Origin of the sequence: Vibrio mexicanus, from assembly GCF_001012815.1 — a bacterium.
GTDB classification, from domain to species: domain Bacteria; phylum Pseudomonadota; class Gammaproteobacteria; order Enterobacterales; family Vibrionaceae; genus Vibrio; species Vibrio mexicanus.
This window is the reverse complement of record NZ_JYJP01000015.1, coordinates 170,855-186,323: the sequence shown is the minus strand read 5'-3', so window position 1 is coordinate 186,323 and position 15,469 is coordinate 170,855. Positions and strand designations below refer to the sequence as shown.

Below are 15,469 nucleotides of genomic sequence, written 5' to 3'. Positions count from 1 at the left end.
AGAATGCCCTGTAATGCTGCTATCATAGTTTTACCATCATCGAAGTGCTCGTGTTTACCTTACTTCAACGAAAAAGGCATTAAATGCCGACTATATAATGGAAAGGTGAATGCCCATGGAGCGGGCGCATGGCCGATATAGAAAATCGGTGACGTCGTGGTGAAACGTTAGAATCCAAGCAACTTTGAGCTGAGTTATCTACCTAAGTTATCACCGGTCTCTCCTTGCTAATAAAAAAACGCTCAATGATAACATTGAACGTTTTTTATTATTTACACCACTAACTGCTTCAAGTGCTAGATGTGCTGTACTACGGTGCTTGCGATTTGTTTTACATTTTGACCATTTGTTGTGATGGCTTTTGAAGTAAAGTTCCACTCTTCATTATTTCGGCTCAATAGTCCGATATAGATACCTGTGTGGCTCCCTTGATCATTTAAAGTCACACGACAAATCTCCTTTGAAGATTGGTCCAGAACACGACAGAAAGCGTTATCCACTTTATCAAACGTTTGACCTGTAAAACTGTTGACGGTAATAGCAATGTACTTCACCGCTTTAGGTAGATTCTTCAAATTAATCTTAATCTGTTCATCATCACCGTCACCTTCTCCCGTGGTATTGTCGCCCTGATGCTGCACAGCCAAACATTCGGATTTAAGCTGACGAAACCAAACAGAATCTAACACTTGGCGATGTTCATCAATAAGCAAACATGATGCGTCTAGATCAATGGTGCTAGAGCTAAACAAGGATGCAAAGAAGCCTTTGTTCTTTGCTTTAGCGACATCCCAACCTAGTCCTACGGTTATATTGGAGAGTTTCTCTACTTCTTTGGTAAGGGAAATCGTAGAGTTTTTCGACAAGTTAATAGACATAATCTCTTCCTTATTGATATCCAGCAACAATATCGCCAAGACCCAGTTGGTACCCTGCCCCTACTGCATGGAATTCCCATTCGTTAGCATTTTTAACTAATGAACCAACTTGTACCGCTGACTCATTCGCAAATTCTTGGCCAAGCTTGTACTCAGCAATCAAATTACCATTTGCTTCGTTATACAATCTAATGTAACTCGTGCTCACATGCGAAAAACCACGAGTGTCATTATGGATTGTCACGAAAATTGACAACTCCTCTGCAGCAGGATCAATTAACTGAAGGTCAAGGTTAATGACTTCGTCATCGCCGTCACCCGCTCCAGTACGATTATCTCCTTGATGCACAACTGCACCTTGTGGGCACTTTAGGTTGTTGTAAAAAATAAAATGATGATCCGAAATCAACTTAGGTTGCTCTTGGGCATCGTGCTTACAGATAAAAACACAGCAATCAATATCTATCGGGGGCTCTGATGGTAATAGGTCCCATCCAAGCCCCAACCTTAATTTGCTTAGTGCTGGCTCAGCTTTAGTAAGATTGATTGTGCTGCCTTTTTCTAAATTAATTGCCATTAATTATTCCTTATTCTTTTTCATAAAGTTAGAAAGTTCATTTTTCATGTTGACCATGGTTTCATCAGCAATTCTTCTGTTTCGAGCCCCTTCTTGCTCAATGGAAACTACGTCTTCGAGGGTCGAAATCAAGCTGTTCTGGACATGTTCTAAAGTCTCAATATCAACAACTGAACGTTGGTTTGCTCGTGCTGATTGCAAGGTATTTTGTTTCAGGAGATCTGCGTTTTTCCTAATTAAATCGTTCGTGGCATCATCAATTTTTCCAGCCAGTTCCAATGATTTCTTTTGCTCGAGCATTGAAATCGCCAATGTGAACTGCTTCTTCCATGCTGGGATCGTTAACGTTTTAATGTTGTCGAATTTCTCTACCAGCGTAACGTTGTTTGTCTGCACCATCCTGATCATCGGGGCAGTTTGCAGAGCTAACATTTGTAATGACTTCAAATCGTGTACACGCTTTTCAATGCGACTATGGGTCGATTGGAGATCACTCAGCTCTTGCATCTTTAAGGGCGATGTTTCATTCACTAATTGTGCTTCCAAACTCGACATTCGTTCATTGATCAAGAGTCCTCTTGCTTCCCCGTAAACTATTGCTTCAGTTAAGGCTTTATATTGAGCGATGTTTTGTGTGAACACAGTCTCTAACTGAACTGACCTTTCCCGCAAACGCCCTTGTTGCGAGTCAATTTCCTTAACGACTCTCTCAAGCTGTGTACTTACAGAATTGAATTGTGCAAGTATTGCTTCCTTGGTATTCCTAAACTTAGAGACCAACTTTCCAAAAAAGCTTTCTTTGCCAATCAGACCGCTTAGATCGACACCTTTTGCTAAACCAACGACTTGATTAAGATTCTCACCCATTTCCTCAAGATCTTTGGTCCTAACCTGACTTAGCATAGAATCCGAGTACTTAGAGATCATTTCTGCGGACTCTTGTCCCAACGTGGCGATACCGTTGGATGAATAAATATCGATTTGATTCAGTTGCCCAACGATACGACGAAGCACGTCTTGCTCACTTAAATCTGCTTCATTCAGGTCATGTTTATATGTGTTTATAGCGTCTTCTACATAAGGTTGAATTGCTGGAAGAACTTCTCCGCGACCTGTTGTGATAATCTCGCTCGTAGGACTATTTATTACTAATGAGGATGATTCTGCCTTTGGGACAACATCACTAGTATTGAAATTTGAATCTACTGTTTTTGCTTTGAAAGTTTTAGGTTTAAATGCCATTTATCGCAAGCCCTCTATATTACGAATCAAATTATCTTGAATATCACTAAGCTCATAGTAAAGAATCGAGTCGTTTGACTCATCAACCGCTATTACTGTCAAGAATTGTTGTTTCCATACTTGTATTATGTTCACTTTTATCTCCTCTAATCGTTCAAAGCTCGCTACAAGATTTGATGTATAAAGATCGATTTGAGGAAAAGTCAAACTGACCGATTGATTGAGAGAAAATAGAGTTTGATTTTTCCGTTCCCAGCGCCTTTTGTGTTCATTAAAACTGTCATCAAAGACAGTGTTATTCCCTTCTTTCATGGAATTTCTTTGACTAACTTCAGAGTCAATCTTCATTGATAATGCGACCATCTTCAGTTGTATCCCTCTATGTAGACCCTGAAGTTCTGTTTTTAACGATTGAAATTCAGACAATGTCCTCTGAATTTCAGAGGTATTATCAAATACTCTATTGATCCTCGCATCAATTCGATCACTAGCGCTATCAAATTCGAATTTAATCTTTCTAACTTTATCTTGATGGCTGCCTAAGAATCTCGATATTTTGGTTCCAAGCTTATTTGGATTAAATACATCGATATTAATACTCTTAGCAAGATGAATTATACTTTGACCTAATTCCAATATCCTATCGACTTTACCAATCTTGGCGTAATCCGATAAGAAACCTTGGATATCTTGAAATCGTCTAGATTCTTGATTACCAAACTCGAGTTGAGATCCAAAATCATCAAAGTCGATGGTCTGGTAAATATTATTTACCAGAATATACTCGCTATTATCCAACTCAATATCTCTAAACTCTCGAGCACTTACTCGATCGATACTAGCTTTTATATTAGGATCGACCTCAACAATATCGCTCTGTATGGTGCTAATTTTATTGGTAAATAATACAGAGGGTGACTTCTTAACACTCCCTTTTCCCGTTTTATTGCGCTCAACATATTGTTCTGTTTCGACAGTTGTTTCAACATTGACCGTTGGTTCAACATGCGTAAATTTTTTTACAGATTGTTTATTTTCCTTTCCCTTAGCTTGTGGTGAAACAGGATCAATACTGGCTTTTTTAATCGACTTATTATTATGAAATGTTTTTACCATAGTTAAATGTACTGCTATAGAAGGTTACAAGGTAAGATTATATCTATACTCTTATTTATCATTAATTCAGTATGAGTTTGCTAAACTCTTTGTTCTTCTCGCCCAATTGCCGTGACATGCAGCTTCCATCATTTGACCATTCATTTTAAATACAGCTGATGGAAGTTCACTCAGTACAGATTCAGCTTGGTCAATATGAATTGACGAATAATTATGGAAGTAATCTTCAATGATCTTAACTTGCGTTGGATGGATAGCAGTCTTTCCAAAAAATCCATAACTGACATCCATTTCAAGCTCTCTAATTAGGGTTTCTTGGTCATGAAGCATGTCAAAAACTGGAGCAGACAATTCATACCCATAAGGCCTAAAGGCGATAATCAAATTATCGATTATGGTTCGTAGTGGTGTCTCATAAATTGTTTGCCTTGGCATACGCTTTATACCCAGCAAATTAAAGAGGTCATTTCCACCGATCCGTAAACAAATAACTTCACCATTAATACCTTGCAGCAATTCTCTTATGTGATTCAACTTATTCGGATTCATCACATCTAGTGATTCCAAAGTAGGCATCAACTTAAACTTATGTTCATGTCCTTGAAGCACCTTGTTGTATTCGACACTTGTTTTCAAGTCGAACTTAGGCAAAACGAAACCGTCTATATTTTCAACCCCTTGAAAATCTAGTATTTGGGACAATATATTCGAGTTCCTGGGTCTAATGAATCGACGGAATGGTTGCCCAACTTCATCGAGTCCTTGAATGGCTTCCTGTAGGTTGTTTAATGAAAATTTTAAATCATGTAACGACACCGAATCTTCTGTACAGAAGACCATACTCTTAGAACCCATGCCATCTCGTACAATTTTTTTTAAATGTCGATGGTTACATGGCGTGTAAAGCGTGGCTCCGAGAGAAAAGTAACTCGATTGAATCATTTATCTTCCTCAAGGTTGAGTGTTTTTATAAGAGCACAAGCCTCAAAAAGCAGCGAAGGATCTTCTAATACTCTGATCTTCTTCTCCTTCGCTAACATCAGTAAATGCCTAATTTTTTGGTTATCCAGTGATTTGACTAAGAGTAATGATGGCACTCTTCTCAACATTACTCTGGTTGACTCTGCGATTCCTGGTTTAATATGGTTTAGTTCGATGACCGAGTATTTTTTGGCTATCATCCCGATGAAGTTAGACATCTTGTCTTTGGAAGAACATTTCCTGCTCATAGGTTCGCAGACCTCTCGACAATCCAAAGAAGTTTGTTTCATTGTTTGGAAAACTGTATCTACAAACCACTGTGAATGGTCTACATTTTCTAAATGCGTATTGATGACACATCCATGAAACGCGTCTTTGTAAGGATCCTTCCAAATACTTCTCGATATAAGGCCAGATACAGTGGAGTTAAGCATGGAGGACGGAATCGGATAATCTTCCCTAGTAGCGCAGTAATCCGCAACGCCTCCAGTATCTGACACAACGTAAAGTTCAGGTAAAATCTCAGTTTCTTCCGATACATTGTATCTAATAATGGAACGTTTCAGCTCTTCCGTGATCACGCCTTTTGCTGTCCAACCATCTAAAAACAAGAGTGAAGCAGGGTCATGTCTTTTGATCTTCACAATGTAATCAAGGGCAACTGCATCTATCCCACGATCTCGGATTATACTGATGCTGTAGTGAACACAGTCACGAGAAAAAAAGTGAATCAGTGCTTTCTTTACTAAGACTCCTATAGGCGTACCAGCACGTGCTAACGACACAATAACAATTGGCCCCATTTTGCTGTCATTGATATGTTTAGCGAGTGTATAAATATGGCTGGCGAGTTTTACTTTGTAACGCTCAGTAAAATCAAAAAAGAGCTTTTGATATTCATCTGTAGGTTTCGCCTCCTGAGATAATAGCTCTGAATAATGGCGCTTACCCGATTGAATCAGCATTTCCTTCTCTTCAATGGTAGAGTATTCGCAGTTAACCTCTTCTAATAAAAACTGGCAATCATTAAGCTCATAGCTTCCCTTCAGCGGTGATAAAACCGGAGTCATTTGACTTTTCACCATGACAGTGTACCCGCAATCTGACTTTGACTAGGTATGAAGGAGAAATCTGTCTGCTTCATAAAGGGAATATCGGATAAACTATCACCCATACCAAGAGCAAGACATTCTTCTTCGACGCAAATTTTCTCTTTTAAGAACTTAACCGCTAACTGCTTTCTTGCATAAGGGGGAGTAATGCTACATTTCTACCATTTCTGTGTATTTTAAAATCATCGAGATCTAATTCAGAATGACCTAATATCGCGTCAAATACATTAGTGTAGTCAATTCCTTCAACGCATTTTATACAAATATAACAATCCACCCCTTGCTCTGAAACAATATAGCTTTTGGCACTGACACCTAAGTGGCGGATCGAATAATTTAATACTTGATTAAATCTAGACAGTGTTTCTGACCAGTTTTCTAGTGGAAAATTGCTATTCAGGTATTCTAACCACTGCTCACAATAATCCCCATTTGATTTTACAATCATTGCGCCATGAGACACGACTTTCCAAGAGTTCAACAATGAACCTACTGTTAATCTCATCAATGTGCTGTAACTTCGACCTGTAACAGGAATAATTTCGACCCCACTAGTCACAAATAGATCTAGTAAAGCCAGTTGTTTCTTAGAGATAAAGGAACGAGCATTTCCATCTATATCCGTTGCCGCAATAGTTAATACTTCTTCGTTGTTAAATTTATTCGCTGTCGAAATAAAGCAATCATCAATATCGGTGAAAAGTATTTTCTTCATGAGAGCTCTTCACCTTTCAGCGGCGAAAACAAAACAGCTAGCTCATTAGAGCTTCTCGACGATTCGTCTTCTAAAAGATGTATCGGCAATCTATTCGAGTCTTGTAAATTATAGATATAGTGTTCTATATCCCGGTGATCCACTTTAAAAGATCTCTTCGTTTGTATTCCATTTCCAACCATTACCGGCGACCGAGTTGTCGACTGAAAAAGAACTTCGCCACCTCTCTTTTCCGCTAATTCTGCTATCAAGAAAGGCAAATATAAATACTCACCATCTCCGATAACAGTCCTCGGCTTATCTATATCGATGGCAGCCACATGGCCCTTGTACGGCATCTGCATTGCAAATCTACCTAAATCAGACCTATAACCTTTTCTAACAAGACCCGAATCGACAGACTTTGGGAGAGAAAGATTCAAGCCTGGTTTTGATTCAAATGTAAATTTACCTTCAAGCAATGAAACATAAGATACTGGGCTCGCCAATCGGCATACTGTGAATGGTCTTTTTCACCTAACCAGTTTACGAGTGAAACAATAACAACCTCTTTTACATTCGGGAGCCTGTTCAGTAGCTTAGTTCCCAGTAGCCCTAGCGTTCTTCCTGTTGATATTTCGTCGTCTACAAGTACTAACCTTTCACATGATAAAATCTGCCCAAACAATCTTGAATCAGGTTCGTATAAGATATGATCCACGGCGTGACTATGAGATTCATCCAATGTAAACCAGATCGGTTTATTGCATTCATGTCGAGTCGTATGCTGATAATAAACATCTCTTTTTTGTTTTCGAGCGAGGCTATCTGCTACGCCAGCCCCCAAACCAGTCGCTGTCTCTGCCATTCCAACCATGAAGGTAGATACATCTTCAAAAAGATCTGACGCTAATAAATCATACGTCTTACGCATCATGTTTGGCTTAACAGGAATATGCTTACCAAGTACTTTGGAAACAAACAAAAAACCTCTTTTAGGATTTTCTCTAGAGGCAAAGTCAAGTAATTCATTGAGCGCTAATTTTTGACTATGAACACTTATATCTAGGGTTCCATTTTTTATTTCAATACTTTCCGTATGCATTGCCAAAACTTCACTAATACTCATAAAAACGAACAGCTAATTATCATTTAGATTAGAGCAGCAATAAATCTTGTAGCCTTTCTAAATCGATAGAACAACATATTGACGCACTCACCTAAACCACTAAAAAACTTGTGGATTATTGTCATAACGAAACTAACATTAACGAACTTAGTTGTATATTGGAAAATAAGAACCATTCAAAATGACAGGCCAATTAGTCAATATGATTACAATAAAGGTAAATATACACTTTCCCATTAATGTATATGCGCATAATTTTTTCATTGTCATTGAGTACTTAGATAGGAAGGTTACAGTGTGAATTAAAAAATACTCTTATCACCAGTTCATTTAGCGTGGTATTTTCACAATCAAGTTCTAAGTGTCTCTGAATGGGATTTAGACAGAAATTAGTAGAACCTCATGTTTATTGAGCATTCGAATGTTCTTTAATAAACTCAATAAAGGTCTTATCCGCGATTGACTGATATCCGTGCTTTCTCCAAGCGAGGGCTAGATCGAGCTCAACCTTAGGAGTAAATGACACGGCACAAACATCAGATTCATTGTCTGTCACTAATTTCAGTAGTGCCGTTATCGCATACTCGTGTTTAACAATATTTAGAATCATGGGCAGCAAATTGGTTTCAAATGAAAATTGCGGGGTGATTTGGTGTGTCTTCGACGCTTCATCGACAAACTCGCGGTGAAAGTAACCCGGCTTAAACATCACCAACTCTTCTGAGAGGAACTCCTCAATTCGTATCGATTCTTTATTCGCAAACGGATGCTCTTGCCCGACTACCGCTACCATTTCTGCGCAGATTAACGGGTCGACTTCAAGATCATCTGGCACATCTTGATTCACGATAACACCAATATCGAGCTCCCCATTCATTAACATCGAACGAATAGATTGAGTGCCTGCATCCACCAGCGTGAGCTTTAAGTTGGGGTACTTGTGTTTAAAAGCCATTAGTATCTCTGGAAAGAAGTAAGAGCCCATCATGCTCGGAGCCCCTAGCCTAACCTCCCCTTTCTCAAGCCCTATTAATTCATTCATCGCCAGCTCAGCATCTTTCATTTGGCGAAGAATTCCAACCGCGTGACCATAAAGCACTTTGCCCTCTTGAGTAAGGCTAATTTGTTTATCGCCCCTTTCGAATAATTGCAGCCCTAACTGAGCTTCAAACTTCTTTATTGCGATACTGAGCGCTGGCTGAGCAATTCGCAGGGCCTTCGCAGCTTTAGTGAAATGGCCGTAATCGGCCACAGATACGAAGTACTTTAACTGCCGGCTGTCCATATTGATATCCAAATGATATTACAATGATAATTTTAATATATTTTATTAATTTAACTTCGACTGCTAATTTGATCACAACTAACCGACTTCCTTAGAGAGCTTTACTGAGTCATGATCGAATACCACACCGATGGCTACAAAAAAATCACTTGGGCTCTGGGCTTAGGCTCTTTTATTGTATTTTGTAATCTCTACCTTATGCAGCCAATGCTGCCACTTCTTGCGAACTACTTTCACCTTAGCAATACGCAAATTAACTGGGTATTCGCGGCTACTACCCTTGGATTGTCGGTTTGCCTTGTACCGTGGGCGATCATTTCAGAATCTATTGGCCGACGACGAGCGATGGCTATCAGCTTATTCTCAATGCCCTTAATTGGGCTACTCATGCTCACGAGCGAGTCCGTCGTATTTCTCATTGCTACGCGCGCATTAATGGGAATGGCGCTCGCGGCATTTGCCGCCGTTGCCGTCGCTTATATGGTAGAAGAGCTATCACCTAAAGCTTTTTCGTACGCTATCGGGGGCTATATCGCAGCAAATTCATTAGGCGGTATCTGTGGACGAATTGCTGGAGGCATCCTGACTGACTTATTAAGTTGGCAACATGCTGTTGGGCTGCTTGCCATATTCACCTTTGTCGGCGCGTGCGTTGTTATCACTCTGCTGCCACATCAGAAGAACTTCAAGCCGCAATCGGGCTTGTTCTTCCACCACAATCGCGCCTTAATCCAACACATTAAAAACCCAAAGATTTATTGTGCGATGCTCATTGGTGGCCTCAACTTTGCTCTCTTCGTTAATCTATACTCCGTCATGGGTTTTCGCCTCACCGATGCCCCTCATAACCTGTCAGTCGGCGCTGCTTCACTGATTTTCCTCTGTTATCTGGGTGGAACAGTCAGCTCTAAACTAACTGGGCAGTGGACTCATCATTTCTCGTCTCAATCCGGTATGGTGGCAGGCACATTGGTGACGGTACTCGGGACTCTCATCGCCGTCAGTGAGCAAATGCCACTGATGCTACTTGGCTTGATGCTCATAAGCTTTGGGGCTTTCTTCACTCACACGCTCGCTTATGGATGGGTAAGTCAAAAAGCAGTCAGTGCAAAATCAACCGCAACCGCTCTCTACTTAGTTCACTACTATATTGGTGGAAGCGCTGGAGGATTCTGGCTTATTTACTGTTGGCAAACCGGTGGATGGTCTAACGTGATTGTTGGCAGCTCATTGCTCTTTGCTGGTATTTTCTTCCTATGCCATAAGCTGTACCAATTAGAGCCTATTGGTGAGCAAGATTTAACGACAAAAACGCCCTAGAGGTTGTGAAAAGTTTTCTGTCCAATGTTGAAATACGCTAGACTCTACGGCAATAAACACCTTAGATTTATGAGATTTCAATGACGAAGCAATACTCATCTTCTGAAGTTCAAGAGCAAGTTGAACAGTGGCTCAATGATGTCGTTATTGGGCTGAATTTATGCCCATTCGCCGCCAAGCCGCAGCGAAATGAACAGATTAAAACTTTTGTGAGTGACGCTGTCACGGAAGAGACATTACTGGAAGACATTCTTCAAGAGCTTATGCTCCTAGAGAACCATACTCCTGATGAGCTAGAGACCACGCTTGTTGTCGTTCCTAACTTGCTCGATGACTTTTACGACTACAATGCGTTTATCGATTGGGTCGAAGCTTTGATTAAACAACAAGATTGGCAAGGGATTTATCAAGTGGCCACCTTCCACCCGAACTACTGTTTCGGTGGTGCAGCCCCTGAAGATGATGAAAACCTCACTAACCGCTCTCCATACCCGATATTTCATCTCATTCGCGAAGAAAGTATGGAAAAGGTGTTGCGCCACTACCCTAATCCGGAAGATATCCCAGACACCAATATTGAAAGAGTGTCTAACTTGACGGAAGACGAGAGGAAAAAGCTGTTTCCTTATCTTTTCGCCTAGGTTCACTTTTCGCGTCAACTTATTTTCATCTAACACTTATTTTTGCATAACATAGCCATTTTGATTTTGCTAAAATGGCGCAATCATTTTACAACGGACCTGATAATGCATTTATCTAAACTGACCCAAGAGCTCTTTGATCACCTTTACCGCGACATCACCGAATTTCGTAGCACTTTCGACTTGCCAGTAGCGAGCCCAGAGAGCTTAGATGACAAGGCTGACACTTTGCACACCTCTCTAGCGATCGAAGAGCTGACCGAGCTTGCCGAAGCAGACAGCAAGATGGAGCAAGCGGATGCGATCATTGATAGTGTTTATGTTCTTATGGGCCGTTTAGTTCACCTAGGTCACGCCAAGGTTGAAGACAACCTAGCCATTAGCTACTTGATTGATCTGCTGCTCAACGTTGCTGTTAACCGTGGTATTGAGTTCTTGCCTTGTTGGGATGAAGTGCATTCAAGCAACATGAGTAAAGTGTGCCGAACAGAACAAGAGTATTCTGAAACCGAAGCGCACTATGCTGAACAAGGTATCAAGCTAATGGCTGTTCAAAAAGGCGATTACATTATTGCGAAATGCGCGGAAGATTTTGTATCTGAAGCTAAAACGATTCGTCAGGGTAAAGTACTAAAATCGGTTTACTACCGTCCAGCGGACCTAGCTCCGTTGACGCAATAAGCGGCGTAAAGACACGAACAAAAGGATGAGCCACAACTCATCCTTTTTTGTTTATCTCAAAGATAAAAATAGGCTTTTACATTCCGGTGTAACGCTCGATGATTTCTCGATACTCTTTAGTCTGTTGGAAACGTTCAAAAGCTATCTGCCAATCCTCTAGAATCTTTTTATCCGTTCCTTTTGAAAAAGCAACATAGAGATCAACCTCAAATAGTTTCACCTCTGTTTTTCTAACTTGGTCGACTGTAAACCCTTCACTCTCTAGCAAGTTGGGCAAGGCAAACTCACCCGCTGCAATCGCATCAATTCGATTGCGCATCAACATTTGAATATTGCGAGAAGGTTTCTCTGTTAATAATAGATTTTTGAAGCCTAAACCCTGCAGATGTGAGTGCTCAGGATAATTGGCGGTAACAGCAATATCATCTAATACCTTGGCCTGTTGAACATTTCTGATCAACGGGGCACTTCCAGCACTTTGATAAAGGTATACACCATCTGAGATTAATGGCCCAACCCACTCGTACTTATCTTCACGTTCTGGTGTTCGAGCCATACAAAACAGAGCATGATTCGATTCCATATCGAGTAATTTGATCCCCCTCGACCACGGCACGACAGAAATATTGGTCGTATAACCTAGCTCTACCATTACCCCTTGAACTATCTCAACACCCGCACCGACCAATCGTCCTTTATCGTCGTAATAACCAAACGGAGGAAATTCTTCAGTCATTAAGTTTATTTGGGGACTCGCCTGTACTGACGCTGTAATGCACACTAGTAATGCTAAAGTCGCAATCCATTTCATGCTGTGAGTCCTAGTAGAAACCTAACTTTAAGACTAGTGGAATGTTTTCGGTCTGTCGTAATTTATTGTGCACGTCCCAATGATGAGGGTTTGAGGAGGTCACTCATCATCAAAAAAGAGAAGTGGCTTTCCTTCCACATGCACCTTTTTCACGTTCGTGTTAAACGTTGCAGACAACTGTTCTTCAGTGAGGACTTCTTCAGCGCTACCAAAAGCCTGTAAGACGCCTTTATCCAACAACAGTACTCTATCGGCATGACGCAAGGCTCTATTCAAATCATGGTTGGCCATAATGACCGTAATACCAAGCTCTGAGATGCGACGGATTAATCGATACAACATCACCTCTTGGCCAATATCCAATGGTGCGGCGGGTTCATCTAGTAGAAGAACTTTCGCATAAGGATTGAGCGCAGGCCACACTTGTAAACAGATAGCAGCTAAGCGCACCCGTTGCCATTCTCCGCCGGATAGCTGATGGATAGAACGATGCAGTTTATCTTCAATTTGCACCAGTGATGCCAGCTCATTCACCACACTCACTAGGGTTTCACTTTCGGACTTGCTGCAAGCTGGAACAGATAAAGATAAGTACTGGTACACATCGATGTTAAAAGCCGGACGAGCAGACTGCGATAAATAAGCGCGATACATAGCGAGGGACTCTAAGTCCATTTCATGCAACGCTTTCTCATCAATAAATACCTCACCTTTCGCCTCAATGACCCCAGAAATTGCGGCTAGCAAGGTACTTTTCCCACTTCCATTGGGCCCTATCACATGAAGCACTTCTCCATGCTGACAGGTAAAAGATAGCGGCAATAAACGGCTGTTCATTTGTATACTGTTAACGCGAATCATGATTCTTTACCAACATCCAAATAAACACAGGCGCACCCAAACTGGTTGTGACAACCCCCAAAGGCAGCTCAGCTGAATCCATTGCCGTTCTGGCAATTAAGTCTGCGAAAACAAGCAATAACGCACCAGAAAGCGCTGAAATAGGAAGAAGGTATCGATTCTCCGTGCCAAACGCTAAACGAAGTAAATGCGGTACAACTAATCCAACGAAGCCGATGATTCCACCTAGAGCCACCGCGCCACCAACCAAGATAGAGATAGCCCCGATGAGCTTTAGACGATGAGATTCGACATCAACACCCAGTTGTTTGGCGTGAACCTCACCCATCATCAGTTTGTCGAGCGTTTTGCCCTGTAAACAAAGCCAAACAACGATCGGCAACATGACTAAGGTGAGCGTATGCTGATACCAGCTTGTACCCCCTACACTACCCATCAACCAATACATTAACTGACGAAGACTGAGGTCATCACTAAAATAGAATGCCCAAGTCACAATGGCGCTCGACAAAATTCCCAACGCGACACCCACTAGCAATAAACGTGTGGTGGTGAGATGCAAAGCCTTCGCCATGGAAACTAAGATAAGAGTGAAAATAAGTGCGCCAATCACCGCTGCGATCATAAAGCCGATTGGCGTCGCAGCCATTGGGAAAAAGAAAAGCACCAACACCATCATAACGCTGGCACCACCGGATATCCCTAAGACACCGGGCTCAGCCAAGACGTTTCCGAGTAATACTTGAAGTACAGCCCCAGAAAGTGCTAACGATGCACCAATGGCAATAGTGGCAAGTAAGCGTGGCATGCGAAGCTGGCTGATAAGTTGCTGTTCCAGAGAGGACCATTCAGAGAAAGGGGAAATAAAAATCTCGCCCACCATGAGATATAAGCTACTCATTGCGATAAGAAGGGCAACGATTAACATGGTGTACTTAAGCCATCTTTGGCGTTTTTGAACGACTAACTGGTTGAAATCCATAACCTAGACCAAATGGTCTTCGCAGATAAAATAATGGCTTAACGATACCGTTAAGCCATAGAAATAGAAAGCGTTACGACAAGCTTATGCTAATAACGCGATTAATCGTAGACAAGTTGACCATGATCGTAACGAACTTTAACTTCACACACCATTAGAGCAGCGCGTTGGCCTACAGCGACACGACGATTTGGAAACACAATCGCTTCGTCTTCGTTTTTCGCCATTAGAGGTTTATCACCATCTCGACCAAACACCTCACCATGTTTAAATGTCGTAAAGTTTTCTACGTCGTCATCAAACAGGAAGTCGAACTCTTCGTGAAGTCTCACAAGAGTGCGGCTCACACGATACATCTTAGTGGCTTTTGGCAAATGCTCTGCTTGTGTTCCACCGATCAAATCGCGCATTGCAAGATCAAACGCTATCAACTTTTCCAGGTTATTCTCGCCTATTCGGGCAACTTGGCCTAATTCAAGCGTCAACGCTTGAGCCGCATAGTTTTCCGCACTAAACCAGCTAAATGTACTTGAAGGCGCATTCGACAGTAAAACAGCTTCAATGTGACCACTCGATAAGAAGTCAAACAGTTCACGCCCTCTTACTGGGTGACGTGTTTTAGGGCTGACCGCAAAGGTATAATGCTTCGAACCACGAATGGCACAATGTAAATCCAAGTGCCAACGCAAACTCTCTTCTACACTCGCATAAAAGCGATTGACGATGACTTTGAGATTATCCGCAATTGCCACTTCTTTCGTTGGATTGTGAGCGCGTTCGTCAAACAAACGATTTAGGTTTTCTTCTACAAAGCGCGTATGCTGATTCGTTGCTTCAGGATGAGCAATGATAAACAGGCAGCGATGTTCTAGCGGTTGGAAGCCAGAGAAGATGTCATCAACAATCTTGTCCACCAGCTCCATGGGTGCGGTTTCATCTCCATGAATACCACACGATAAAATAATACTTTTTGTCTCTTCAGATTGAGTGGCAGGAACCACTTCCAGCACGCCTCTCTCATGAAGGATCGCAGAAATGCCGTTATCAAGCGTGATCTCACCACTTGGCATTTCTTGAGATAGATCTAGGCTGTCAAATAAAAACGATTGGCGAAAGAGAGATTTCGTCATGCTCGACTCCTTTATTGCACAGCGGTATG

17 protein-coding genes are annotated in these 15,469 nt (G+C 41.5%); 3 read left to right on the top strand and 14 right to left on the bottom strand.

What is annotated here, in order from left to right; genetic code table 11:
* Positions 1 to 296 precede the first annotated feature (296 nt).
* The 10 genes from UA76_RS02865 to UA76_RS02825 all read right to left on the bottom strand — a co-directional run bounded on the left by UA76_RS02865 (position 297) and on the right by UA76_RS02825 (position 9,014).
* Positions 297 to 878 carry a TerD family protein gene (locus UA76_RS02865; protein ID WP_047042782.1) on the bottom strand — a complete coding sequence of 194 codons (582 nt, stop codon included), beginning with the start codon at positions 876 to 878 and terminating at the stop codon, positions 297 to 299.
* Between the two features lie 10 nt (positions 879 to 888).
* A complete protein-coding gene (locus tag UA76_RS02860) occupies positions 889 to 1,455 on the bottom strand; it encodes a TerD family protein (RefSeq protein WP_047042779.1) in 567 nt (188 codons plus the stop codon).
* Between the two features lie 3 nt (positions 1,456 to 1,458).
* The gene (locus UA76_RS02855; protein WP_052771923.1) at positions 1,459 to 2,697 is read right to left on the bottom strand and encodes a toxic anion resistance protein; all 1,239 of its coding nucleotides are present in this window, start codon (positions 2,695 to 2,697) and stop codon (positions 1,459 to 1,461) included.
* Positions 2,698 to 3,813, bottom strand: coding sequence for a toxic anion resistance protein (locus UA76_RS02850; protein WP_047042777.1), 1,116 nt, complete (start codon positions 3,811 to 3,813; stop codon positions 2,698 to 2,700).
* 66 nt (positions 3,814 to 3,879) lie between these two features.
* Entirely contained in the window at positions 3,880 to 4,755 is an 876-nt protein-coding gene (locus UA76_RS02845; protein ID WP_047042774.1) for an HpcH/HpaI aldolase/citrate lyase family protein, read from the bottom strand.
* A complete protein-coding gene (locus tag UA76_RS02840; RefSeq protein WP_202906901.1) occupies positions 4,752 to 5,879 on the bottom strand; it encodes a cysteine protease StiP domain-containing protein in 1,128 nt (375 codons plus the stop codon). The genes UA76_RS02845 and UA76_RS02840 overlap by 4 nt, the downstream gene beginning before the upstream one ends.
* Positions 5,880 to 6,024: 145 nt before the next feature.
* On the bottom strand, positions 6,025 to 6,621 hold the full coding sequence (locus UA76_RS02835; RefSeq protein WP_047042765.1) for an HAD family hydrolase: 597 nt from the start codon (positions 6,619 to 6,621) through the stop codon (positions 6,025 to 6,027).
* On the bottom strand, positions 6,618 to 6,959 hold the full coding sequence (locus UA76_RS25545) for a TRSP domain-containing protein (protein WP_420340888.1): 342 nt from the start codon (positions 6,957 to 6,959) through the stop codon (positions 6,618 to 6,620). The genes UA76_RS02835 and UA76_RS25545 overlap by 4 nt, the downstream gene beginning before the upstream one ends.
* A gap of 80 nt (positions 6,960 to 7,039) precedes the next feature.
* Positions 7,040 to 7,729: a phosphoribosyltransferase domain-containing protein gene (locus UA76_RS23315; RefSeq protein ID WP_052771921.1), complete on the bottom strand. Its 690-nt coding sequence runs from the start codon at positions 7,727 to 7,729 to the stop codon at positions 7,040 to 7,042.
* A gap of 406 nt (positions 7,730 to 8,135) precedes the next feature.
* Entirely contained in the window at positions 8,136 to 9,014 is an 879-nt protein-coding gene (locus tag UA76_RS02825) for a LysR family transcriptional regulator (RefSeq protein WP_047042762.1), read from the bottom strand.
* A 111-nt stretch (positions 9,015 to 9,125) separates the two neighbouring features.
* Between UA76_RS02825 and UA76_RS02820 the strand changes: the two genes are divergently transcribed.
* The 3 genes from UA76_RS02820 (at position 9,126) to UA76_RS02810 (ending at position 11,656) form a co-directional block, all read left to right on the top strand.
* Positions 9,126 to 10,334 carry an MFS transporter gene (locus UA76_RS02820; protein WP_047042760.1) on the top strand — a complete coding sequence of 403 codons (1,209 nt, stop codon included), beginning with the start codon at positions 9,126 to 9,128 and terminating at the stop codon, positions 10,332 to 10,334.
* A gap of 80 nt (positions 10,335 to 10,414) precedes the next feature.
* Positions 10,415 to 10,975, top strand: a complete 561-nt coding sequence (locus UA76_RS02815; protein WP_047042756.1) for a DUF1415 domain-containing protein — start codon at positions 10,415 to 10,417, stop codon at positions 10,973 to 10,975.
* A 105-nt stretch (positions 10,976 to 11,080) separates the two neighbouring features.
* Positions 11,081 to 11,656 (top strand): nucleoside triphosphate pyrophosphohydrolase family protein, encoded by a 576-nt coding sequence (locus tag UA76_RS02810; RefSeq protein ID WP_047042753.1) that lies wholly within the window; start codon positions 11,081 to 11,083, stop codon positions 11,654 to 11,656.
* 76 nt (positions 11,657 to 11,732) lie between these two features.
* Here UA76_RS02810 and UA76_RS02805 read toward each other — a convergent pair whose 3' ends face one another.
* From UA76_RS02805 to UA76_RS02790, 4 genes are all read right to left on the bottom strand, one after another.
* Positions 11,733 to 12,467, bottom strand: coding sequence for a substrate-binding periplasmic protein (locus UA76_RS02805; protein ID WP_047042752.1), 735 nt, complete (start codon positions 12,465 to 12,467; stop codon positions 11,733 to 11,735).
* Between the two features lie 99 nt (positions 12,468 to 12,566).
* The gene (gene btuD / locus UA76_RS02800) at positions 12,567 to 13,328 is read right to left on the bottom strand and encodes a vitamin B12 ABC transporter ATP-binding protein BtuD (RefSeq protein WP_047042749.1); all 762 of its coding nucleotides are present in this window, start codon (positions 13,326 to 13,328) and stop codon (positions 12,567 to 12,569) included.
* Positions 13,315 to 14,310, bottom strand: a complete 996-nt coding sequence (btuC, locus tag UA76_RS02795) for a vitamin B12 ABC transporter permease BtuC (protein ID WP_047042746.1) — start codon at positions 14,308 to 14,310, stop codon at positions 13,315 to 13,317. The genes btuD and btuC overlap by 14 nt, the downstream gene beginning before the upstream one ends.
* A gap of 101 nt (positions 14,311 to 14,411) precedes the next feature.
* The gene (locus tag UA76_RS02790) at positions 14,412 to 15,440 is read right to left on the bottom strand and encodes a succinylglutamate desuccinylase (protein ID WP_047042743.1); all 1,029 of its coding nucleotides are present in this window, start codon (positions 15,438 to 15,440) and stop codon (positions 14,412 to 14,414) included.
* Between the last annotated feature and the right edge of the window lie 29 nt (positions 15,441 to 15,469).

Excerpts from the sequence above, each read along its gene's own strand:
- UA76_RS02865 (WP_047042782.1), bottom strand. The coding sequence starts at position 878 with ATGTCTATTAACTTGTCGAAAAACTCTACGATTTCCCTTACCAAAGAA.
- UA76_RS02860 (WP_047042779.1), bottom strand. The coding sequence starts at position 1,455 with ATGGCAATTAATTTAGAAAAAGGCAGCACAATCAATCTTACTAAAGCT.
- UA76_RS02855 (WP_052771923.1), bottom strand. The coding sequence starts at position 2,697 with ATGGCATTTAAACCTAAAACTTTCAAAGCAAAAACAGTAGATTCAAAT.
- UA76_RS02850 (WP_047042777.1), bottom strand. The coding sequence starts at position 3,813 with ATGGTAAAAACATTTCATAATAATAAGTCGATTAAAAAAGCCAGTATT.
- UA76_RS02845 (WP_047042774.1), bottom strand. The coding sequence starts at position 4,755 with ATGATTCAATCGAGTTACTTTTCTCTCGGAGCCACGCTTTACACGCCA.
- UA76_RS02840 (WP_202906901.1), bottom strand. The coding sequence starts at position 5,879 with ATGGTGAAAAGTCAAATGACTCCGGTTTTATCACCGCTGAAGGGAAGC.
- UA76_RS02835 (WP_047042765.1), bottom strand. The coding sequence starts at position 6,621 with ATGAAGAAAATACTTTTCACCGATATTGATGATTGCTTTATTTCGACA.
- UA76_RS25545 (WP_420340888.1), bottom strand. The coding sequence starts at position 6,959 with ATGCCGTACAAGGGCCATGTGGCTGCCATCGATATAGATAAGCCGAGG.
- UA76_RS23315 (WP_052771921.1), bottom strand. The coding sequence starts at position 7,729 with ATGAGTATTAGTGAAGTTTTGGCAATGCATACGGAAAGTATTGAAATA.
- UA76_RS02825 (WP_047042762.1), bottom strand. The coding sequence starts at position 9,014 with ATGGACAGCCGGCAGTTAAAGTACTTCGTATCTGTGGCCGATTACGGC.
- UA76_RS02820 (WP_047042760.1), top strand. The coding sequence starts at position 9,126 with ATGATCGAATACCACACCGATGGCTACAAAAAAATCACTTGGGCTCTG.
- UA76_RS02815 (WP_047042756.1), top strand. The coding sequence starts at position 10,415 with ATGACGAAGCAATACTCATCTTCTGAAGTTCAAGAGCAAGTTGAACAG.
- UA76_RS02810 (WP_047042753.1), top strand. The coding sequence starts at position 11,081 with ATGCATTTATCTAAACTGACCCAAGAGCTCTTTGATCACCTTTACCGC.
- UA76_RS02805 (WP_047042752.1), bottom strand. The coding sequence starts at position 12,467 with ATGAAATGGATTGCGACTTTAGCATTACTAGTGTGCATTACAGCGTCA.
- btuD (WP_047042749.1), bottom strand. The coding sequence starts at position 13,328 with ATGATTCGCGTTAACAGTATACAAATGAACAGCCGTTTATTGCCGCTA.
- btuC (WP_047042746.1), bottom strand. The coding sequence starts at position 14,310 with ATGGATTTCAACCAGTTAGTCGTTCAAAAACGCCAAAGATGGCTTAAG.
- UA76_RS02790 (WP_047042743.1), bottom strand. The coding sequence starts at position 15,440 with ATGACGAAATCTCTCTTTCGCCAATCGTTTTTATTTGACAGCCTAGAT.